Below are 21,957 nucleotides of genomic sequence, written 5' to 3' on the forward strand. Positions count from 1 at the left end.
CATCACGTTTTCATTGATTCAACGAGTTTCTTGAACCTTAAAGCATCCTCGAACATGTATATATTGTTGAACATAACATATGCTACGCGTGGATTCAGCTTAGTAATCAACTTATAGAGCCCCATGAGGTCTCCATCACTATACCTATACCTGTAGTTAACTTCTCCCCCGATCCCGTGGAGCCTGAAATATGCTACTCCACCAGGCAGGCTTACCGGCATTGCTTTGAACGGGTCTACAACGTGTATTAACCCATTCTCCTTGATCAACTCTAAAACCTCTCTTCGCCTACTGCATTCTCCCCTGGGTTCCCATCCAAGCTTCACATCCTCGCCGGCAATATTAATAGCCTCTTTAAAGAAGCGACCAACGTTTTCAAGGCTCTCCTTGTCGCAAGGCATGCTCGAGGGTGTCTGAAAAACTATTATTCCAGCTCCAAGTATTCTAGCCCTTTCAACGATCTCTGTTAGGGCATCAATATTCTCCCTGGTATATTTCAGGTACCCGTAGTTCAAGAGCTCTCCTCTAGGCTTACTCCTCATTCTCCTCCATGTCGGCGAGGTCGATGGGTGTGTTACAGCCTGCCACGCCTTAATAGTTATCTCGAAGCCCTGTGGAAGGGATTCATGGAGCATTCTACACCATTCCCTAGATGGAAGGTTATAAAAAGTATTCTGGAGTTCAACCACGTTGAATTCCTTAACGTATCTTTTTCTTGACACCGGGAATCCACAACATCCTATCCTGATTACGTTGGGAACCATTAGGGCAGGCCCAGGTTTAAATGTTTAGCTGTGCTAACTCAACGTTTTTAACCGGCTCTAGCTTCTTAAGGTTCTCTATTATTATAGATGGATCGCTCCAACCAGTTTTACTTATATCAATAATCATCTCGCATTCCCCAAGCTCCTCGCGCTTCAACACGACACACTTAGTTGACACTATGTCAACGTTATGGCTTGCAATAAACCTGGTTAACTCAGCAAGGACGCCCGTCCTATCCTCGACGAGTAGTTTTAGCTTAGCTAGCCTGGCTGCCACAGGCAGTGGAACCAGTTTTATCTCCCTTGATTCCTTATCAGCTATGATCAACATGTACATTCCCTCCCTTATATCAAAGAGCTCTCTCACAGCTATTGGTATGGTTATCCTGCCCTTTGAGTCTACTTTAACTGTCTCCTCTATCATGGCCGGCATTCCAAATCACCTAGTTCCTAGATATTCTTGATCTAATACATGCTTATAACTATGTCTTTCCCTCTTTAAGTCCTAGATACGGAATGATGCTTAAGATACATACCCTATTTAAATCTCCATATCATGGTTACATGGTAAACGGGATCACCGTAAGTACCTTTATATTATACTCCTCTAGGCGTTCCCTCCAAATCTCGCCTAAGCCAAGTACTACTATTACATCAGTGATCTCAGCCCTCGACTTGGAGACCAGCTCCAATACCGCCTCCAATGTTCTACCAGAGTACACTACGTCGGATAATATCAATAGCTTATCCTTTCTACTCAGTAAATCCCTGTCAAGATAGAGGGTCTCTATATCTTTCGGGCTCTTCATAAATGAAGTACTATAGTATTGAACACCCGGATAACTCTTCCTCTTGACTAGAACTATTGGTGCATTGAACTCTAGTGAAAGCATTGTGGCTAGTGGGAGCACTGCTTCGGCTGTAGCTATGATCTTTGTGACTTCTTTACCTGTTAACTCCAGGATCAATATTATGGAAAGCAATCTAGCCACATAGGGGTCTTTAAGGACTCTTAGCAAGTCTATTATAGGGCTCTTCTCTTTCTCCACTAGGTCTCTGAGCAGGTAGCTTAAGTCTATTGAGAGAGATATCTTTGAGAGTATGAAGGCTGCCTGCTCGAAGCCAGGGATTATAGAGCCCCTCACATACCTGCAGAGCACGGACTCAGGGATACCGGTTATCTCGTATAGATCCTTGTAAGATAAATTAGGCTTGAGCAATCTAAGTACTTCACTAGCCATAAGCCTCATCTTGGTTCTATCGGCCTTACTCTTCGAGTGAGCTGCCATCAGCTTTTCAGCGAAAGCCCTCACTTCGGATTCGCTGGGGCGCTTTACAACTAGCACCCTGCTACCTTTAATCCTAATCATACCTGCCCTCTCCTGATTAAATAAGCCTTAGTTATTTATCTTTAAATAAGGAATATAAAAATAATAATGACTCAATGGGATGAAGAGGGTTTTAAGAGCTGATTAAAGTGATGTAAAACCCACGCGACGACCATTCATAGAGGTGGTTAACAACCCGTGTTCAAACTAGATGAAAAACTAGCATTGATCACCAGCCTAGAACACCTCTCGAAGATACTAGACGATGCCGTGGCAATGGGCTACGAGTACATTAGAACGTGTGGACCATGTGGTGAGAGAAGAATATGTATATACCTACACCTTGAAAATACGGGTGAAGAAGTAGTGGTCAGGCTTCTCGGGGTCTCAGTGAAACTCGGCTTAGACACAGTTGTAGACGAGTATGTCACCCGTTTATTAAACTACTCTAAGGTGGTTAGGAGTCTTGGAGGTGCCGCTGAGTTCTATACTGATAAGACATACGCCCTCGGGGTATTCTATATGACATGCATGGATAAGCCAGTGTTAACGGATTACGAGCCGGTAGAATACGAGGATATACTAGTGCTTACAGGTGAGTGAATTGGTTTACTTTAAGGTAAAGAGGTGGCTTGAAGAAGACGAGTTTAGAGAGCTACTCAAGATCTCCGATTACATCGGGTATAGGGATGGATACCGCTTGTTCTCACTGAACCCCGAGAAGGCGTTAAGGAATAACTATGGCGTTGAAGACGTGTTAAACCTCCTCAGGGATTTCAACGCCGAACTCGAAGGCCCACTAGAGGATCTAAAGAAGGCTTTCGACGAGTACTCGCCCCTAATCGAGTGGGATAATGTCAGGGGATATGTAATTCTACATGTACCTAAGACCATATACCCTAGGTTAAAACACATCCTCTCCCTAGTAGAGGCTAAACGGAGCTCTGAAACTCCGTCAACCCTGGTCTTCAAGATACTCCCGTTGAACTCTGATTTACTAGGGAAGAGCCTTAGGAGGCTTGGCATCCCCGTTAAAGACCCCTTAGGGATACTTGCATCTAAAAGTCTCCAAGTCAAGCCAGAACTGAGGAATATAGCCTTGAGGGATTACCAGAGGGAGGCTCTGAGTAAATGGATTGAGAACAATTACCGCGGGATCATCGCCCTGCCCACGGGCTCGGGTAAAACATTAATCGGTGTTGCCGCAATAATTGAAAAGGCTGTCCGTAGTCTTATAATAGTATACACTAAGGAGCAGATGGTGCAGTGGAGGAAAGCTATACTAGAGTACACTAGTATACCACAGTCAATGATAGGCTTGATCTATAGCGAGGAAAAGAAGATCGCGCCGATAACCATAACAACTTATCAAAGCGGCTTTCGCCAGATAAACGAGATCTCGCCATTCTTCGATTTATTAATAGTCGATGAAGTACACCACCTCCCAGCAGACAAGTTCAAGCATATAGCCGTGCATAGTATAGCTGGGTACCGTATGGGGTTATCGGCAACACCGTTTAGGGAGGATGGGAGACACGAAGAGTTGTTCCCATTACTCGGGGGTGTTATATACTATAAGACACCCCAGGACCTAGTGGCAATGGGTTACCTCGCACGCTACAGAGTGGAGACTATTAAGGTTAAGCTGAGTAGTGAAGAACGAAAACTATATGATGAACTAAGGAGGAAGTACTATAGTCTCGTGAATGGAAAGGAGTTTAAACAGGTCCTAGAGGAGGCGCGAACCAATGAAAAAGCCAGGGAAGCCCTCAGGGTACATAGCCAGATGAGGAGTATACTTGCAAGGGCTAGGGCTAAGATAGAGAAAGCTGTGGAGATAGCTAGAAGGGAGCTGGAGAACGGGAGCAAGGTCATAATTTTCACTCAGTATGTGGATCAAGCCAGGGAAATAAGCGAGAGGCTTAACGCATACTTATTAACTGGTGAGGTACCCACCAGCGAGAGGAAGCACATACTAGAGGAGTTCAAGGGATCTGAGAAGGGTATACTAGTAGTTACAACCGTAGGTGATGAAGGACTAGATATACCTGATGCCAACGTAGGTATAATAGTCTCCGGCACCGGTTCGAGACGCCAGTTTATACAGAGGCTTGGGAGGCTGCTAAGGCCTAAGCCGGGTGGGAAGGAGGCCATCCTGTACGAGATAGTACTTGAGAAGACCAGTGAGGAGTTCCAGGCTAGAAGAAGGAAGACCACGGGTCTCGACGAGTTATTCGACGCCAAGGACTATGAGTGAATCCTTACCATACTTAGTTAGCGAGCTCATTTAATCCCTGGTTAATGCTAGACATCTATTACTGGAGGTAGACCAGCCCCAGTAATGCCCATTGGATAAGGTCGTCTAGACCCGGGGGCACTTTAACGCTAAGGGATACAACCCCCGCATCCCTGGTTCCCGATATGAGTGAGTGGTGTCCACTGTCTGTCTCACAATACATATAGTTGAATATGCTACTACCTGGGGGCTCGACCTTGAAGTCTGTGAAGATGTGGCCATGTAATCCAGCTAAGTAGACTAGTCTTTCATCAACTATGATGATCCTCCTACATTCCACGCTTGCGTCATCGATAACATAACATGTAGAACCGATGCATCCACTACCCCTGTTCTTAACCGTGTTTAACAAGTCCAGGAGGTCGTCGACCGGTATACTGGTGAAGTCGAGCCAGGTATCTCTTTCAGCTATATATACTCTGCCTATTTCTCTCCTAACGTATTCCAGTAATCCCTCGAGTTCTTCAATGTTTCTGGAATCAACAATCTCTGTGTAGGGGGATAGTGCTATGGTAAGCATGTTCCCGGATACACGGGTGTCAATTGCTCCAGGCCTGTGGAGTACTCCTATCTCGTTAATGAAACCTCTTAGAAACTTTAGGAGATCTATGTGTTTAGATAGTGATAGAGCTGTTGGCTCTATTAGTATTGAACCCGAGAATATCCTAGGCATCTCCTACAGCCGGCTTCTGGTGAATGGTTAATGAGTTGGGAAAAACTGTAAAAATACAGTGTTTACTCCTTTACCTTTATCTTTATCTCAATGATACTGACCCTGGATTCTCTTCCCTGCGGGTTGGTCACTGTCTGGCTGCCAATCTTTATCTCTTCTACATCGACCTTGCCTGGTAGGAACCTGTTCTTCACTATCTCTACGGTGTCAACCGCCTTGCTGATGGCTCTTCCACGAGCCTTGATATATATCTCTCTTACACCCTGGTGCACCAGAGTTAATACTGCAATAACATAGTTCATTACAGGCTTCTTACCTACTAGCACGGTGTTTGCACTTTGTGGTTGTGCCATATATTCCACCTCTTCCTTAGATTATATACTGGGATTTTTGAAATAAAGGGGGTTCTATAAAAACTTTTCGCTTTATGTAATGCTAAGAATTACTACTCATCTAATTATTCCTCATCTTCGTCATATTCATCATTATTTGAAACTTTAAAAACAAATCCTGCTAATACCTCGTATTTCAATAGGGATAGGCCCATTACAAACGTGTTATCGATTCTATATGTTTTTAATTTTATTATTTTCACGATGACTATATAGGTCACTTCTTACAAGTATGGGTACTATGATTTTATAGACGCCGTAATGGTAGTGTGACCATTTAGTCAAATTATAAACATGCTACTGAATACGTACCCTATTTTCACAAATACGAATAAATATCGTAGTACCGGTTCCCCTGTTTTTAAATCCATCATGTTGAAGCCATTGATCTAGTGAGGGATTGATTTGCCTGGTGCCTTTAACCCTTTATATAAGGGTTTCTGCCCAGTATGTGGCGGAGATATCTTGTCAAGCGAAGTAGAGTTACGTGGTTTCTGTAGCAGGTGTGCTAATAGTGGTTTAACGAGTATACTCAGGGATATTACATCAAGTGGACTGGGCGATTTCGAGGAGTTCTTCAGGAGGGCTAGTAACGGGCTTAGTGTATGGGGGGCTCAGAAGATCTGGGCTAAGAGGCTTGTCTCCGGGGAGAACACTGTGTTGATCGCGCCAACTGGTATGGGTAAGACAACACTACTGATCATTTACTCGCTTTACGCGGCTAGGAGAGGTAAGAGAGTTGTCTATATAACACCAACGAGAACCCTCTTAACCCAGATCCATCGTAGACTAGTGGAGGCAGCTGAAAGGACCGGGATTAATGGGGTCAACTTGATCGCTTATGATTCATCCATGAGTAAGAAGAAAAGGGAGGAGGTATTATCTAGGATTGAAAAAGGAGAGTATAGCATACTCGTCGCAACAAACGGCTTCCTATCGAGGAAGTCCGAGCTGCTTTCAAGGAGTAGACCAGATATAGTGATAGCTGACGATGTTGACAGCGTAGTGAGGAGTGAGAAGAATGTACTGAGGCTACTGAGGATACTGGGCTATAGTGATGAAGTCATCGAGCTGGCTAAGAAGAGGATTAGCCTTCTCTGGAGGCTAATGGTTAACAAGGCCTTCAACAACAACGATAAGTACGCTGAATTAGTAAAGGAGTACATAGAGGTGGACTCGCTCATCGAGAAAACACTCTCTAGTACACGCCACGCGCAATTCATCGTTGCATCAGCCACCGGCCGTATGAAAGGCTTAATGGGCAGGATCCTTAAGGAGCTACTCCATGTTGATATATCAGGCGTGACCATCTACGGGAGAGACGTCACCGATGCATACATGCTGATTAAACCAGGCGAGCTACATGGGGAGCTGGCCAGGATCATTGAGAAACTGGGTCCAGGAGGAATAATATATATAGCGCCACACCACCCGTTTAAGAACATGCTCAAGGAGGAATTAGATAAGGCTGTGAACATTCTAGCAGATAAAGGATTCAGAATAGGGGATGCAACACCGGGTAATGTAGCAAGGCTGATCAAGGGGGAGCTCGACATACTAACCGGTTCGGCAAGCTATTATGGGTCAAGCGTTAGAGGCATCGATGCCCCGGAGGCTATAAGGTATGTTGTATTCATCGGATCCCCGGTTTTCGCCACCAGCCTAGAGTCACTCCTAGCCAACCCAGGCATGATGATCCGTGTACTCCTTGAACTGGTTGACAGCAACGATGCCCGAAACAGAGTGTTAGAGTTAAGGAGGCTCCTCTACACGTTGACCCCTGGCGAGGTGAGACTTGTTAAGCTGGCCTTAACTGGTAAAATACTCGAGGAGGCCCTGCAGGCCAGTGAGAAGCTTTATTCAAAGTACCAGGTGATAAAGCAGTATTACAGGGAAACACTGGAGAGAACCAGGTCTATCCTGGATGAGAAGGGGATCATGGATATTGGTACCTTAACACTGGTGAGAGCTGGCGGCGACTACTACGCCTTAATACCAGATGTAATGACATATATACAGGCTAGCGGTAGAACAAGTAGGTTATATGGCTCCAGGATGACCCATGGGCTCTCAATAGTATTTGAGTACAGGGCCCTCTACAACACTGTAAAAGGCCTTGAAGCCAGGCTGAAGGGCTTGAACAAGGAGCTGGTGTTCATAGACCTAGCCAGTGTCGACCTAGACTCTGAGATCAAGGCGATCGAATCGAGCAGGAGGAATAATGATTCCTCCCCTGGGATGAGTTACAGGTCTATCCTAGTGGTAGTAGAGTCACCAACCAAGGCTAAGACGATAGCTAGATTCTTCGGCAAACCGGTTGCCAGGAAGCTCGGCGATGTAACCGTCTACGAGATCCCTGTTAAAATAGGCGGGGAAATAATTCACTTAAACATAGTACCAACCCGTGGACACATCTTCGATCTAACAACTGGCGAGGAGGGATACTATGGCGTTGTCATCGCTGATAACAGGGTTACACCGGTATACGAGTACATAAAGAAGTGTAGGTTATGCGGGACACAGTTCACTACAGGCGATCACTGTCCAAGATGCGGTAGCAGGTTATTCAGTGATTCAAGGACAATTGTAGCCGCTTTGAGAAAGATAGCCGGCGAGGTCGATGAGGTATATATAGCGACCGATCCCGATATTGAAGGTGAAAAGATAGCTTACGACGTCTACTTAGCCGTAAAGTATTATAATGAGAAAGTATGGAGGATAGAGCTACATGAGATAACACTACAGGAGTTCCTTAAAGCCATTAACAACAAGAGGGGTATTAATCAACGACTAGTCGAGGGCGAGATATACAGGAGAGTACTCGATAGGCTGGTTGGATTCAAGCTGAGCCAGGAGTTACAGGGTATATATGGATTAAGGTTCCTTGGTGCAGGCAGGGTTCAAACACCGACACTGGGGCTCGTGATAGATAGGTACGAGGAGTACATGAGAAACAAGTGTAAGAAGATACGGTTTAAGCTTGGCTCACCATTGAACATCATCTACAGTGTTTTCATGGGGAAGAATTCAGAGGTAATCAGGGAGTTGAAGACGGCCAAGATGCTTAAACTGGTTAGGGTAGGTAGGGAGATAGTTACTATAACGCCTAAACCACCGTATACAACAGACGAGCTCCTAAGCGACGCCGCCAAACTGAATCTACATACTGGTATAGTGATGAGTATCGCTCAGCAATTATTTGAAGCTGGACTAATAACCTACCACAGGACTGATAGTCACTATGTAAGTAATACAGGCATAGGCATCGCGATGAAGTATATCGAGGGGAAGAAGCTGGAGGACTACGCACGGCCAAGCCACTGGGGCTCGCCGGGCACGCATGAAGCAATAAGGCCTGTCTACCCCTACGATCTCGACGACTTGTTGAAGGCTGTATCTGAGGGAGTGATTAACACCGTGATACCTTTAACAGGGATGCACTTAAAGCTCTACGACCTAATATTCAAGCGGTTCATCTCAAGCCAGCTGAAGCCGTTTAAAGCCGTTAAATCTATTTACGCAGTATACTTCGACGAGTTTAAACTCGGCGAGATAGAGTTGCTAACCAACATAGTTGAGGAGGGCTTCAACGTCTTCGAGAAAACCAGAGTTTACAAGGAGCTGGATGCCGTGGAATCCATTGAAGTCCCCGTGGAAGAGATATCCGTGGTGGATTCAAGTAAATCGCCGCTCTTCACTGAGGGTGAATTAGTTTCATTGATGAAGAAACTAGGCCTTGGAAGGCCAAGCACCTACTCGAAGATAATTGAGAGCATTAAAAGGCATGGCTATGTATTCGTCTCGAAGAAGAGACTAAAGCTTATTCCATCTAAGAGAGGAATAGAGGTCTATGGGTATCTCAGGGATAGATACCCCGAACTAGTATCTATTGAGGCCACGCGAAGGCTCGAGGAATCAATAGATAAGATAATCAATGGTGAAGTAGATGCATTGGTTTACCTTACTGACATAGGGTCCAAGCTAAACATGTTTCATTCAATCAACATGGTTAATAGAGGCGACTTCGCTAGTACTTCCTCCTGATCTCGATAACTATATAGGGTTTAATCCTACCGCGAACCTTCTCACTCCCGATCCCTATGTTGACGAGCTCGATACTGCTCCCCATCCTGGAGACAAGCATGTTGTATAGGTCAACAGCCCTACTTATATTGGGGCCGACGCCCTTTAAAACGAGCTTGTCGCTACCCTCCTGGAACATTAATATTACCTCTACAATGTAATCCTCAAGTGGTTTTTTGCCAATATTCAGGATTCTCACCGAATCCACATGTTTCACCATATTTAGGAAACAAGGGGTTAAGATATATAAGCTTTCCCACATTGAAGCCTCCAGTGGAAACAAGGGGGTAGAACCGAAACTTCTGGTGTATGATTGCGACTGGAAAACCATAGGTGATCAATCATAAACCTCTGGTTCCAGGGTTGGAATGCGACTGGAGTGGGGCGGATCTTCAATAGACTTCACTTTTTTCCCACTCGAAGAACTTTTGGTTCCAGGGGTAGGATGCCGGTGGAACAGGAGGTCCAAGACCCCCACCCCTTCACTTCCACTGCAAATCAATATCGAAGAAACTCCATTAATCAATTATATTGAAGAGATCGCAGTCTTTAGTTTGTATAATGATATATTTGTATAATGATTGATCAACTAATGAGATCACTTAATTAGTCATTTTAATAAATCATAAGGTTATAGTCTCCAGTGGAAGTGAAGGGGTGGGGGTTTCCATTGGGGTTTATAAACTGATCTTAATTGAAACCTAAGGTTCTACCCCTAGGTTGCCGGTGGAAAAGACTCTATGGAAAAATTCCCTTAGAGATATCCCCATTCTTTTCGTGAGAGCGTTTTTCAGCTAGTTTAATTAGGGCGTAAACGAATAGATTAAAATGCGGCCGGGTGCCCCACCAACGCTCCGGATATGTGATGGAGTGAGGAAACTCCGCACTCCCCGTGGCAGTATGGCCCCGAAAGGGGCACGGGTAGTCCCCGTGGCTCCGGCACAGAAACGACACGGCCACCACCATGTGGCGATGAAATGAGTGGCCTCTGGCAACAGGGGTCTTAAGTCATGGAGGACGGTGGTGGAGGCGTTGAAACGGCCGTCCCGTACGGAGCAAGGCCCGGTCCCGGGGTGAGGGCCACGCGACCGGTGTGGGCCGCATAGACGAATGTGGGGTTGAAACAGAATGCGGGTTACTACCCGGCCGCGCCCCAGCTTGATTTGCTTGATTTAGCAGGGCTTATTACTGCCCCAGTACTCGATTATTGTTAACTCTAATTCACTAAGGGATTTAATTGATGCATAAGCCTTTAGTAGTTCCTTGTTGAGCTCGTGGAATGTCTCCATCCATTTGTATGTATTTAATAGTTCGCTATAGTCCTCGGTGAACCCAGTTATATATAGTGATGCTGCAACAGCCTCCACACTTGAGAGCATGCATGGCTTACCATAGTTGACTGGGTTGCCCGGTAGCAATGGCGGCAGTCTTACATGAATGCCTTTCAACCCATGGAATTTAGAATAGGTGAGTTTTCTCCAGCTAGCATCTACCACCAGTACTCCACGGGCCTCCACTTCTCCACGAAGCCACGGGCCTAGGTAGTCGTTTGAAAACGGGTTTAATATGACTGGCCTCTTATACTTCAACTCTCTTGGACTAATTACTCTGGCTATGTTCATCCTCACCATTTTAACCGCGGTATTCTTTGAGGGATCATCCTCGTGGTATAGTAGGACATATATCCTTGTATTCAAACGGTATTACACCATGGAGTGGGCTGATTTCACCATGGATTCAGATATCTTCAAGCTCTTTTATATGGGTACCGTGAACCGGTATTTACTAGAATATTCTATAATAAATGGTAACACCTTGTAAAGAAATCTTTATTATTCCTCTTCATATATATTATAATGGGGAGTGAGATGGCGAAATCATCTGCAATAATCCTTCTTCAAACCGAGATTGGTACAGAGGCCAAGGTCCTCGATGAATTATTCAAGATACCCGAGGTAAAGGAGGCATATGTAGTTTACGGGACATATGATATAGTATTAAAAATTGAGACAGATGCCCTTGAAAAGATAAGGGAGATAGTTACGAATAAGATAAGGAGATACCCCGATATAAGAACGACTGTTACAATGATCGTTGTCGAGGAGAGGATTAGACAATAAAACTTGTGCTTATCCCATCTTTTTTATCCTTGTTTAAGTCAACGAGTTCATGACGTTTTTCTCGCCTTTTTACCTAGTCCTTATTTCTCAAAAAGCTGTAAGGTATTTATTATTGTAAGCAGGTATTGAGGACGCTGTGATGAACTCGATGAGTGATGCGAGGAGGCCGCCTGAGGGAGTTCTCCACCTCCTTAGGGGAGGCAGACCCTCGTAGGCGGCGTAGAGAGAAGACGGGGGGGGGGGGCATGATGTCAAGCGGCAAAATCAACCACCATAAACCGCTATGAAAACCAACTCCTAGAATCCTTTAAGAGTGATGTGTAAAGTGGACCGGCCGGGACTTGAACCCGGGACCTCCGCCTTTCCTCGACCTCGGTGCAGCCTGGAAGCCATGCAAGGGCGGCGCTCTTCCAGGCTGAGCTACCGGCCCACCCATTATCTACTGTGATTAATTAGCCGGGTTTTAAAGATTCACAAGCTAGAAGCTTATGATATTAATTTCCCTAGTAACTAATCCATGATTCTACCTTGTAACCTTTGCCTTTAGCAATTCTTCCAAGATTTCCTTTGCCATGGGATCACTTTCTATTCGTCTCCTTATAGGGTCTAGGAGCTTATTCAATGCATTTGCTGTTGCCTTCTTCAAGTCTAATGGGTGTATCTCGCCTTTCACATACATTCTTTCCAGGTCATTATAACTCTCGATCACTATGGTTCCCCCGTATTTCTCGGGTCTTTCAACCACTAGCTTGAAGCCTTCTTGCTGGAATAACAGGTATTTATTTAACTCTATCACAGGGTTCAACTCTGTGATTCGCTGTGGACAGTATGCTTTAAGTATTTTCTCCTCGACGACTTCTGGTGGATCATGGACAAAGATTGCTGTCTCAGGCTTACTCTTACTCATCTTAACGTCTGAGGCTATTTCATCGTACTCCCTGCCCTCCATTCTCCCACCGGGGCCCTGGAGCCCCGTGATTATCGGGGTATGGAGTGCAACTGGTTTTCTGCGTCCTAGTTTCTCAGCTATATCTCTAGTCAGCATATGGGCTTTTCTCTGATCCATTCCACCAAGGGCTATGTCAAGATCTAGGTAGAATATATCTGTCACCTGCATCAATGGATATATCAGCTTCGAGAAATCTGTCTCTCCCTCATCCATCTTACGACCCATTATAGTAAGCGCCCTCTTAACCCTCGCTAGACTACTATGTTTCGCCGCCTTCAATAATAATCCCCAGTACTCCTTATCACTTGCCAGCTCTTCGGCATCAACATACTTAATCCTTGTCTCAGGTACACCTATCGCGTCTAGTATTATCCTCGTGTATCTAGCAGCCTTACGGATCATCTCTATGTCCCCACCTAGCTTATCATTGATGTAGGCGTGCCACGTTGCCTCCAGGATGTAGAAGTCGACCCCGGCGTTCACGAGATCCCTGACCTTAAACATCCAGACAAGCCATCCAACATGGACTAATCCACTGGGCTCGAAGCCGAGGTATCCTTTTGGACGCTCTTTATCCTCGAAGATCTTCCTGAGCTCCTCGATTGTTATTACCTCGAGGACATTGCGTGTAGCCAATTTCACCTTTTCATCCGTATCCATGGGATCACCGGTTCTAAATTAATCTTAAGTTATTACTTTATATTGTGGATCACCGGTCTAATAAATTAATCAACCTCTTCCAGCCCTAATGGGTGAGGCCTTTGGTTGTAATACAGGTTTATACCCCTTTGACAACATAGTTGGAAACGACAGCCCCGCTCCCACCTAGAGGAGCTTGTGGGAGGAGAGCCGCACGGCCTCGATGACCACAAGTGTTAGGGGTGGGGGACACCACTCGGTTTTAAAGTCATCTTAGCCAAGATTAAATTCTGACCTCCTCTCCGCCCTGAGAGGGTGGCTTACTGTTCCCTGCATCTATTCAGGGTTTAAGTCATCTGGGGGGGGTAGTCGGGGTGAACAGAGCCCGCCTATCTGAGGGCTTGATTGTAACACTCCACCATCCAGCTATAGTGCAAGCACTAAAACCTAATAAACACTCCATTCCCGCCATAAAGGACGAGGACGAGGCTTTCAGTTGTAAAAACATGTGGTTTTAAACATGTTATTAATCAGAGGATGGATTGTGCCTTTGCTGTGATTGTTTTCACGGATATGCCAGCGTCTCTCCCGGCTTTAACACCACTACCCTTGTGCTTGTTCTGGATTCAACCATGTTCTTGAATTCGATTGGGTTGGCTTGTATTAGTGGGAACGTATTGTAGTGCATTGGTATAGCTATCCTTGGCTTTATTAGTTCAACAGCTTTGACTGCTTCACGAACACCCATTGTAAAATGTCCTCCTATTGGTAGCATGGCTACATCGGGTTTATACAGCTCTCCTATAAGGGTCATTTCACTGAATAACCCGGTATCCCCTGCATGGTATAATGTTATATCCTTTCCTCGTATAACAACCCCTACCGGTGCCCCCTTGTTACTACTGTGTGTAGCCGGTGTTAGAATTACCTCGAGATCCGGGATCCTCAATGAACCACCGATATTTCCCCCTATGGACTTTACTCCTTTCTCCTCGCTGTACAATGCTATCTCATATATGCCAATTATGGTTGCACTGGTTTCCCTGGCTAACTCTATGGCGTTCCCGAGGTGGTCCTCATGATCATGTGTGATTATAATGTAATCGAGCCTTCTACCCTTGTAGTCGGCTAGTTTAACCGGACTTAACGGGTTTTCGACCCATGGATCTATGACTATGTTTTTCACAGCTCCATCAAGGCCTGTAAGAGCTATCTCGAAGAAGCTGTGTCCAAGATACTTGATTACAGCCATTGGATTCACCCAGTGTTCATAATATAATTAAGTAAAACTATATATCTCTTGATCAAGATAGCTCCATACATCCATGGTGAGTGGTATGCTTACTGATGAAGCAGTGGAAATGCTGAGAAGGGCGGGCTGGATAGCCAGGACTGTGAGGGAGGAAGCTGTTAAACTAGTTAAACCCGGTATGAGTTTCCTAGAAATAGCTGAACATGTTGAGAACAGGATAAGGGAGCTCGGTGGAGAGCCAGCATTTCCCGTGAACATCGGTGTGAACCAGGTTGCAGCACACTATACCCCTGTACCTGGTGACACCGGTAGAATACCGGACGGCTCAGTTGTGAAGATAGATATAGGGGTTCATGTGAAGGGATATATAGCTGACACAGCTGCCACGGTCTCATTCAACCCTGCTTACGAGGGCCTCGTAGAGGCTTCACGGCTTGCATTGGAGAGGGTTGTTGAAGCTGTAAGACCAGGGATCAAGGCTAATGAGATAGGGAGGATAATCATGGAGACTATTAAATCGATGGGTTTCAACCCTGTGAGAAACCTCAGTGGTCACAGTATAGATCAGTATATGATTCATTCCGGGCTCAGCATACCCAACTACGATGACTTCTTCTCGGGATGGAGGCTTGGACCCGGGGTCTATGCTGTGGAGCCATTTGCCTCTACGGGAGTCGGCCTCGTGGAAGAGGGGAAGCAGGTTACAATATATTCTCTTAAGAAGAGGAAGAGTAGACTACCTCAAAGCGTTATGGAGGTTTATGAGAAGATAATGGATGAGAGGAAGACCCTTCCATTCGCTGAGAGATGGTTACTCAAATATAGCGGGAATACTGGGTCAATAATATACTATATGAGTAAAGCCGGGTTGCTGCATGAATACCCTGTTCTACTCGAGAAATCCAATGGCATTGTTTCACAGTTCGAGCACACATTTATAATACTTCATAGGGAAGTTATTGTTACGACTATTTAAATCTCTCTTCTAATAAATATCATGGCTAATGAGAAGAATATAGTAGCGGTGAATTAGATGGATGGCGATACTGCTTCACTAATAATACAGGTTATCTGGCTTATAATGTTCTTTCTAATTATAACCGGGTTGAACCAGAAGATACAGATGAAGATTTGGGTCACAGATATAAGAATGAAGCTGGATTTGATCAAGGGCATACTGGAGGAGGATAAGCAGAAGACTAAAGTTATGCTTAGAAACCTCGGTATTCAATCACCGGAGCCGCTTATCGATAGGGTCATCGAGTTCTTCACTATAGAACCCGTCGGGATAGAGCCTGTTGACATTATAAAGAGGATGGATCACCTGATTCGTATAACAGATACAACTGTGAGAAGGTTAATTGAGGCTGAAATACCCCATGCGGGTAAGTATGAGAGAAGCCTTGTAGAGACAACTCTCTCAATCGTGGGGGCGCTACACGTAATATATAAGGTGGTTAGACACTACCTGCTAACCGGTGAGAAGGAGAATAATTGGATACTGATAATGCAGCTACAGCTCCAGATGCCGCAGATACTGAAATACGTGAACACGTATCATGAAGCGTTCGACGCCTTTGCAACGGGTAAGCCTATAGGCGATGGAATCGGCCCCCTGGTAGCTTATAGGCTGATAGAATCCGGGAGGAAGATATCATCAAGGATTCTAGATGATACCTCGATAACCGAGGTCTGGTATAAAGATAGAAGGATCTATGTTGTGAAAGCTGAGGGGCCTGGAAGCAATGTGGGTCACCCGGGCGCGGTGATAAATAGATTAGTAGACGAGCTCAAGGGCAGTGTTGACTTAATGATCACGGTGGATGCTGCATTAAAGCTCGAGGGCGAGAAATCAGGCTCGATAGCTGAGGGAGTTGGGGCAGCAATAGGCGATCCCGGTCCTGAGAAAATAGCTATTGAGAGGGCGGCATCTAAATATGGAATTCCATTAAGGGCGCTTGTCATCAAGATGGATCTTCGCGAGGCGATAACGGTTATGCGTAAGGAGATATTTGAAGCAGCTGACTCAACCCTAAAGTACCTTGAAAGAATTATAGAGGAACATACAAAACCGAATTCAACGATAATAGTTGCCGGGATAGGGAATACCATGGGGATACCCGGGTGAATGGTATGAGTATAGACCTGAACACCTTATCTAATATAATACTGGTAATACTGATGGTGATACTTATAGTCTACCTCTACTTGGAGTCTCGCCCGAAGAAATCCCCGAGGGAAGAATATGTTACAAGGGTACTTATACAATGTAGTAGCTGTGGATACAGGCTTGAGAAAGACTTTGAGGCGGGGGATTTCATAGGGCTTGATAAAGGGAAGTGCCCGAAATGCGGGGGCGTAGTTAAAATAAGGGGTATCTACGCTGTTGAAAAAAGTAAGATTTTAAAACCCCAGTAATGAATATAATGGAACTACGGTGCCCGACCCGGCCATAGTGGCCGGGCAACACCCGGTCTCATATCGAACCCGGAAGTTAAGCCGGCCACGTCAGAGCGGCAGTGAGGTCCGAGAGGCCTCGCAGCCGCTCTGAGCTGGGATCGGGCACCGCTTCCTATATTCATATATCCTTAACGAGCCAGCATATTTAAGAAACCCCAGTATATAAAGAGTCTCATGGCATGCTGGGGGTTATGATGAGTGTTTCAGATTTTATACGTATAAGAGAGGTTAATGTGGAGGGTAAGAAGTTAATCGGGATCGAGATCTCGCTTCCAAATAGTCCACCTGCAGTTATTCTAATAGGTGAAAAAGGCTTTGCCATGTGTGGGCTTCTCGATGTACAGGCAGCTGAGAGACTCGGCGTGGTTGCTGTGAAAGTCCAGGGTGTTAGAACAGTCGAGGACATGCTGGCTAAAGAAATAAGCGATTCAACAAGTAAGGCCAGAGAACACGGGCTTGTTAAGGGGGTTAAACTAATAGATGTAATTAACAAGCTGTAGGTGCCTCGTGTTGGGTAGGGTGAAAATAATAGCGACCCTTGGACCCAGCATTCGTGATTACAATGTAATTAAGAAAATGATCAAGGAGGGTGTAGCCGGGTTTAGGATCAACTGTGCTCATGGTGATGAGAATACTTGGATAGAATATGTTAAACTAGTTAGAGACGCGTCCAGTGATCTCGGCAAAGCTATTCCACTAATACTGGATACACCGGGTCCCCAGGTTAGAAGCGGTGATTTCCAGGAGTTCACTGTAAAGCAAGGCGATAACGTTGTAATTTCATCGAACCCGGGTAATGGTGGTGGAGAGAAAAAGATAATTATTGTTCCAGCCAAGGAGTTTTACACAGCCGCTTCAACCGGGGACATTATACTCTATGGGGACGGCGAGATATCATTCAGAGTAATTAACACAGGTGAGGACTTCGTAGAGGTGGTAGTGTTAAACGATGGGGTTGTGAAACCCAGGAAGAAGGTTGTTATAGAGGGGAAGGAGTACCCGGTGGCGTTTCCCAGTGAGGTGGATAGAAGAGTATTTAAGTTCGCTAGCGATGTAAAAGCGACCTTCGTCGCTCTAAGCTATGTTAGGAGCCTGAAGGATGTGGAATTGGCGAAGGATGTATTATCCAGGCATGGATGGATGCCCGGCTTCATAGCAAAGATAGAGACGAGGAGCGGATTCATAAATATGGGTGAGATAATCGAGGTGGTTGATGGAGTGATAGTTGCAAGAGGAGATCTAGGGCTTCACTTCCCTCTCGAGAAACTACCATTGATACAGAAGGAGATAGTAAGGGAGGCAATTAAACATGGTAAGACCGTGATTATTGCAACAGAGATATTGGAGTCCATGGTGAATAATCCAAGGCCTAGTAGGAGTGATGTAGTAGACCTATATAATTCCGTGGAAGATCTCGTCGACGCAGTGTTATTCACTAATGAGACAGCTATTGGGAAATACCCTGTTGAAGTAGTTAGATGGACTAGGAGAATTATTGAGGCAGCCGAGTCCGAGCTTTCCAGGGCACTAATATCCGAGTATAGAGGCGCAATCAAAGCTATGAATCTCCTGGATAAATACGTGCAGGGACTCGTACTACTAGCTGAGAGCCTCGGAGGCACTATAGTAGGTTATAGTAAGACTGGTAGAATGCCTACACTAGTCTCAAAATATAGGCCGCAGATCAAAGTCTATATAGGCGTAAGTAACCGGTTCCTGGCTGAAAAGCTATCGATAAAGTATGGATTGGAAATCACTGATATGTCCCAGGTCATCCAGGATAACCTTGAAAAGGAGTATGAGGTGGGCGTTGAAAAACTGGTTGAGACACTAGTTAAACAGAATTATCTGAGACCTGGCGATATAGTTGTTGAGACATATGCAAAGCCTCAGACAAGTATACATGAAATAAGGATTAGACAAATAATTTAGAACTTTATGAAGAAGCCGCCGGCGGGATTTGAACCCGCGTCCACCGGCTTTCCAGCGACTCCGGTTAAATAAGCCGATACGAGGCCGGCGCTCCACCGGGCTGAGCTACGGCGGCATACCTGGTTATAAAAGATTCAACAAGGAGCGTTATAAAGTTAAGCGCCGTTTGTCCCTAGAGGGCTGTTCTGTGCTTTTTAGGGTCATTTAGGGTCGCCTCTAGGGACTTCCGCCTCGCCCACAGGTCACGTGCTATCACCGTGGGTTCATGGGCGGCTGTCGAGCCCAACGGCACGGGGCTCCCATCTAGGTTGAGGCCCGCGGGGCTTGGAGCACCGCTCCCATCGCCCCGCAGGGCTTTGAGGAGCAAGTTCCACACAGCTGCCGCGTCTCTGTGCCAAATCTCACCGCCCTTGGTGCACCTCCCAACCCTAGACCCGTCCTCGTAGGCGATCTCCGAGCCGTGGACCGGGCAGAGCCTAGACGTGTTCTTGGGATCTACATAGATTACTGGTACGCCGTACTCCCTCGCCTTCTCCTCAATTGCCCTCTGTACGCCCTTAAACGATGCCTGAAACACCCTGTGTCTCAGCTGTTCATCACTTATTCTAGCAATCATATGTTCAGCCGGTCTCCTCCCAAGCCTCTCCATGACTACGGCATAGCCTCTTCTAGAAGCCTCCCTCACAATTATGTTCGCGATCTTCCACCTAGCATCCAGCTTCTTCCTCCTTTCATTAAGCTTCTTCAGGATCTTCCTCTTAATTCTGGACTTCACACCGTAGAGCTTATCGTACTTCTCCTGAATCCTCTTCCTACGGTAGTAGTAGCCGAGAACTATCCTCCCAGTATTTGTCTCGAAGAGATATACAGAGCCGTCGATCAGTGCGGTGACATTGTTCTCGTTAACATCAACAGGCACAAAGCCGCGTGACCTATGCTCCTCAACATCCTTCACAAAGGTTAGGTAGATTACTAGTCTTCTACCCCTCTTGTCCAGCTTTATCTTTGCCTCAGAAGCAAGCTTCCAGCCCTTATTCACGTACTTCCAGTACTGCTTGTGCGGTATAACTTCGAGGAGTACCCAGCCCCTATGGGTAGCTACTTCGATAGATGTCAAACTGTTTGCTCTCCACAGGTGGTCGTCCAGCCAAATAGAGACGCTGTTGACTTCTGGGTGCTCTCTTTCAACCAGCCCTTTCTTCTTCAGCCTGAGGAAGCTCTTGGCTCTAGCAGAGGCGTCCTGGCATGCTGTGTAAGCGTAGTGGGAGGGGAGATGGGGGTAGAGACTCCTTAGCTCGCGATACTTCAAAGCTTTCAGCCTTGTGAAGGAGGGTACGCCCTCCCTCACAGCGTATAACGTGAGTTGCTCGACCATGTTCCGGTACACGCCCTCGAGCTCGGCGAAGACCCTGAAGAGTCTCCTTGGAATGGGCGGCGTCTCGACTACAATGGTTCTAGCTACTCTCGCCAGCGCCCTTTTCGACCTCTTCCACTAGCTTTTTGAAGCCCTCAACGAGCCTCTTTTTTCTGTGGCTCCTCATACCGTAGAGCTTGCCAGCAAATGAGGTGACTATCGATAGTAGATCCTCCACAAGCTCTCGGTGAGCGTCCTTAGGCTCATCACCATAGATGACCTCTATCCTGACCCCGTACTGCCTGAAGAAGTATTCTAGGTACTCGAAACCAAAACGAGTTAATCTATCCCTATACGTTACGACAACGACGTCTACCTGCCTGCTAACTACGTAGTTGAAGAGCTTGAGCAGCCCTCTGCGGTCTGCCTTCAGCCCGCTAGCAACATCACTTAAGACGTCGACCACCCTATACCCCTTCGCAGAGCAGTACTGCGTAAGGTACTGTACCTGCCTTTCTAGGTCGCTCTTCTGGTCGCTGGAGCTCACCCGGGCATATACTACTGCCCTTACTTCTCTGGCTTCCGGCCTCCCTCCAAGGATGCGCTCTACCTCAGAGTACGGTACTCTCATCCTGCCACTAGGCGTTCGCACGACATTCACTCTGCCTTCAGAGACCCACCGCTTAAAAGTCCTGTAGCTAATCCCAACAATCTCGCAGAACTCCCTAGGCTTCAGCAACCTCTCCAACATTCGACCTCAACTGTCTATAAAATTTCCTCAATGACCTTAATAAACGTTTCTGCCCTCTTATAGGGTTTTCCAATATATCTTGGTGCCTGGATTCACCTTCCTTATATGTGATACCTTGTTTAATGACATCTTGAATCCGCAGGATTTATGAACTTTATAGTTTTATATATCTTTATATATCTAGTATATATATATATTTCAATAGGTATTCCATGGATATTCTAAGTGGAAACATTAATTAATGCTGGAACAAATATTTATATACTTGGTGTCGAAATGAATGTACCAATACCCCGGAAGCCCCGTCCTCTCAGGAAAACTGACCCATACAGGCTACTTAGAAGCGATGGTACCCCCAATTTTGATGACAATATCTTCAAGGTAGAGAAGGAGCTTTACTTTATTGCTAGAAGAGAGCCCAGGATAGTCTCTCCCTCAACCGTGATAAGGCGGGCCCTTGAGGAGATATCCACGTATGGGAGAAGCCTCCTTGTTTCACTAAGTGATAGGAGGCTTCACGGTTTACTCACCCTTGGAGACTTAATTAGTTATCTCGGTGGTGGAGAATACTTCAAGATCGTTGCCAACAGGCATAAATACAATATCTACTCAGCCCTTGAGAAGGAAATCGTTGAGACCATAATGGTGAAAAACCCTATTAGCTTATACGTTGACGATACATTAATCAACGTGCTTGAAGCAATGATCGTGCATGGCATAGGCGTTATCCCCATATTGAACAGGGATAACACTATCTACGGCATCATCACCGAACATGATCTCGTTAAATACCTCTACGGCATCATCAAGACCGGTTTAAAAGCCAGGGAAGCTATGTCAACGCCGGTTTTAACAATAAGTATCAATTCAACACTAGGAAAAGCACTGGAAACCATGAGTACCTATGGGTTTAGAAGACTGCCCGTGACAAGCGGCAACACTGTGGTAGGCATCCTGACTGCAA

22 protein-coding genes, 2 tRNA genes, 1 rRNA gene and 1 other RNA gene are annotated in these 21,957 nt (G+C 45.8%); 12 read left to right on the plus strand and 14 right to left on the minus strand.

The features are described 5' to 3' along the window. Positions 1–2 precede the first annotated feature (2 nt). From SPHMEL_RS06900 to SPHMEL_RS06910, 3 genes are all read right to left on the minus strand, one after another. Entirely contained in the window at positions 3–722 is a 720-nt protein-coding gene (locus SPHMEL_RS06900) for a DUF72 domain-containing protein (protein WP_232216793.1), read from the minus strand. Positions 723–780: 58 nt separating this feature from the next. Continuing rightward, positions 781–1,197, minus strand: coding sequence for an ACT domain-containing protein (locus tag SPHMEL_RS06905; RefSeq protein WP_083757840.1), 417 nt, complete (start codon positions 1,195–1,197; stop codon positions 781–783). Between the two features lie 127 nt (positions 1,198–1,324). Further along, entirely contained in the window at positions 1,325–2,134 is an 810-nt protein-coding gene (locus SPHMEL_RS06910; protein ID WP_042667856.1) for a phosphoribosyltransferase family protein, read from the minus strand. A 156-nt stretch (positions 2,135–2,290) separates the two neighbouring features. On the opposite strand from SPHMEL_RS06910, the gene SPHMEL_RS06915 reads away from it, so the two are divergent. Next, entirely contained in the window at positions 2,291–2,695 is a 405-nt protein-coding gene (locus SPHMEL_RS06915) for a hypothetical protein (RefSeq protein ID WP_012608895.1), read from the plus strand. 1 nt (position 2,696) lies between these two features. After that, entirely contained in the window at positions 2,697–4,349 is a 1,653-nt protein-coding gene (locus SPHMEL_RS06920; RefSeq protein WP_042667857.1) for a DEAD/DEAH box helicase, read from the plus strand. Positions 4,350–4,407: 58 nt separating this feature from the next. On the opposite strand, the gene SPHMEL_RS06925 is transcribed toward SPHMEL_RS06920, so the two are convergent. Together SPHMEL_RS06925 and albA are read right to left on the minus strand one after the other, a co-directional pair. Next, on the minus strand, positions 4,408–5,061 hold the full coding sequence (locus tag SPHMEL_RS06925; RefSeq protein WP_042667858.1) for a hypothetical protein: 654 nt from the start codon (positions 5,059–5,061) through the stop codon (positions 4,408–4,410). A 62-nt stretch (positions 5,062–5,123) separates the two neighbouring features. Further along, on the minus strand, positions 5,124–5,414 hold the full coding sequence (gene albA, locus SPHMEL_RS06930; RefSeq protein WP_014768092.1) for a DNA-binding protein Alba: 291 nt from the start codon (positions 5,412–5,414) through the stop codon (positions 5,124–5,126). A 444-nt stretch (positions 5,415–5,858) separates the two neighbouring features. Here albA and rgy point away from each other — a divergent pair, with 444 nt between their 5' ends. Next, on the plus strand, positions 5,859–9,497 hold the full coding sequence (gene rgy / locus SPHMEL_RS06935) for a reverse gyrase (protein ID WP_042667859.1): 3,639 nt from the start codon (positions 5,859–5,861) through the stop codon (positions 9,495–9,497). Here the strand turns inward: rgy and SPHMEL_RS06940 are convergent. Beyond that, positions 9,481–9,744 (minus strand): DNA-binding protein, encoded by a 264-nt coding sequence (locus SPHMEL_RS06940; RefSeq protein ID WP_338083765.1) that lies wholly within the window; start codon positions 9,742–9,744, stop codon positions 9,481–9,483. The genes rgy and SPHMEL_RS06940 overlap by 17 nt on opposite strands. 622 nt (positions 9,745–10,366) lie before the next feature. Between SPHMEL_RS06940 and rnpB the strand changes: the two genes are divergently transcribed. Continuing rightward, an RNA gene (gene rnpB, locus SPHMEL_RS07080) (RNase P RNA component) lies at positions 10,367–10,686 on the plus strand. A 22-nt stretch (positions 10,687–10,708) separates the two neighbouring features. Here rnpB and SPHMEL_RS06945 read toward each other — a convergent pair. Further along, positions 10,709–11,233, minus strand: coding sequence for a DUF367 family protein (locus tag SPHMEL_RS06945; protein WP_042667860.1), 525 nt, complete (start codon positions 11,231–11,233; stop codon positions 10,709–10,711). A gap of 171 nt (positions 11,234–11,404) precedes the next feature. Here SPHMEL_RS06945 and SPHMEL_RS06950 point away from each other — a divergent pair, with 171 nt between their 5' ends. After that, entirely contained in the window at positions 11,405–11,656 is a 252-nt protein-coding gene (locus tag SPHMEL_RS06950) for an Lrp/AsnC ligand binding domain-containing protein (protein WP_042667861.1), read from the plus strand. A gap of 87 nt (positions 11,657–11,743) precedes the next feature. Here SPHMEL_RS06950 and SPHMEL_RS07400 read toward each other — a convergent pair whose 3' ends face one another. The 4 genes from SPHMEL_RS07400 to SPHMEL_RS06965 all read right to left on the minus strand — a co-directional run bounded on the left by SPHMEL_RS07400 (position 11,744) and on the right by SPHMEL_RS06965 (position 14,496). Next, positions 11,744–11,911 carry a hypothetical protein gene (locus SPHMEL_RS07400; protein WP_156915455.1) on the minus strand — a complete coding sequence of 56 codons (168 nt, stop codon included), beginning with the start codon at positions 11,909–11,911 and terminating at the stop codon, positions 11,744–11,746. A 71-nt stretch (positions 11,912–11,982) separates the two neighbouring features. Next, positions 11,983–12,086 (minus strand) — tRNA-Ala (locus SPHMEL_RS06955). 93 nt (positions 12,087–12,179) lie between these two features. Further along, the gene (locus SPHMEL_RS06960) at positions 12,180–13,265 is read right to left on the minus strand and encodes a tyrosine--tRNA ligase (protein WP_042667862.1); all 1,086 of its coding nucleotides are present in this window, start codon (positions 13,263–13,265) and stop codon (positions 12,180–12,182) included. A 544-nt stretch (positions 13,266–13,809) separates the two neighbouring features. Further along, positions 13,810–14,496, minus strand: coding sequence for a metal-dependent hydrolase (locus SPHMEL_RS06965; RefSeq protein WP_042667863.1), 687 nt, complete (start codon positions 14,494–14,496; stop codon positions 13,810–13,812). A gap of 85 nt (positions 14,497–14,581) precedes the next feature. On the opposite strand from SPHMEL_RS06965, the gene map reads away from it, so the two are divergent. From map to pyk, 6 genes are all read left to right on the plus strand, one after another. Beyond that, positions 14,582–15,472 (plus strand): type II methionyl aminopeptidase, encoded by an 891-nt coding sequence (map, locus tag SPHMEL_RS06970; protein ID WP_042667864.1) that lies wholly within the window; start codon positions 14,582–14,584, stop codon positions 15,470–15,472. 57 nt (positions 15,473–15,529) lie between these two features. Continuing rightward, complete coding sequence (locus SPHMEL_RS06975) at positions 15,530–16,624, plus strand: DUF1512 domain-containing protein (RefSeq protein WP_012608907.1); 1,095 nt, start codon at positions 15,530–15,532, stop codon at positions 16,622–16,624. Positions 16,625–16,629: 5 nt separating this feature from the next. Continuing rightward, on the plus strand, positions 16,630–16,914 hold the full coding sequence (locus SPHMEL_RS06980) for a hypothetical protein (protein WP_042667984.1): 285 nt from the start codon (positions 16,630–16,632) through the stop codon (positions 16,912–16,914). 24 nt (positions 16,915–16,938) lie between these two features. Continuing rightward, positions 16,939–17,057: ribosomal RNA gene (gene rrf / locus SPHMEL_RS06985) — 5S ribosomal RNA — on the plus strand. A 93-nt stretch (positions 17,058–17,150) separates the two neighbouring features. Continuing rightward, entirely contained in the window at positions 17,151–17,456 is a 306-nt protein-coding gene (locus SPHMEL_RS06990; protein WP_084322182.1) for a YunC family protein, read from the plus strand. A gap of 7 nt (positions 17,457–17,463) precedes the next feature. After that, positions 17,464–18,888 (plus strand): pyruvate kinase, encoded by a 1,425-nt coding sequence (pyk, locus tag SPHMEL_RS06995; RefSeq protein ID WP_012608910.1) that lies wholly within the window; start codon positions 17,464–17,466, stop codon positions 18,886–18,888. A gap of 13 nt (positions 18,889–18,901) precedes the next feature. On the opposite strand, the gene SPHMEL_RS07000 is transcribed toward pyk, so the two are convergent. From SPHMEL_RS07000 to SPHMEL_RS07010, 3 genes are all read right to left on the minus strand, one after another. Further along, positions 18,902–19,003: transfer RNA gene (locus SPHMEL_RS07000), tRNA-Thr, on the minus strand. 57 nt (positions 19,004–19,060) lie between these two features. Then, a complete protein-coding gene (locus SPHMEL_RS07005) occupies positions 19,061–20,359 on the minus strand; it encodes an RNA-guided endonuclease InsQ/TnpB family protein (RefSeq protein WP_042667867.1) in 1,299 nt (432 codons plus the stop codon). Beyond that, complete coding sequence (locus SPHMEL_RS07010) at positions 20,343–20,993, minus strand: IS607 family transposase (RefSeq protein ID WP_042667868.1); 651 nt, start codon at positions 20,991–20,993, stop codon at positions 20,343–20,345. Before SPHMEL_RS07010 ends, SPHMEL_RS07005 begins: the two co-directional genes overlap by 17 nt. Before the next feature lie 276 nt (positions 20,994–21,269). Here SPHMEL_RS07010 and SPHMEL_RS07015 point away from each other — a divergent pair. Then, the coding region (locus tag SPHMEL_RS07015) for a CBS domain-containing protein (protein ID WP_042667869.1) at positions 21,270–21,957 on the plus strand (688 nt) is incomplete at its 3' end.

The organism is Desulfurococcus amylolyticus Z-533, assembly GCF_000513855.1.
Lineage (GTDB): Archaea > Thermoproteota > Thermoprotei_A > Sulfolobales > Desulfurococcaceae > Desulfurococcus > Desulfurococcus amylolyticus.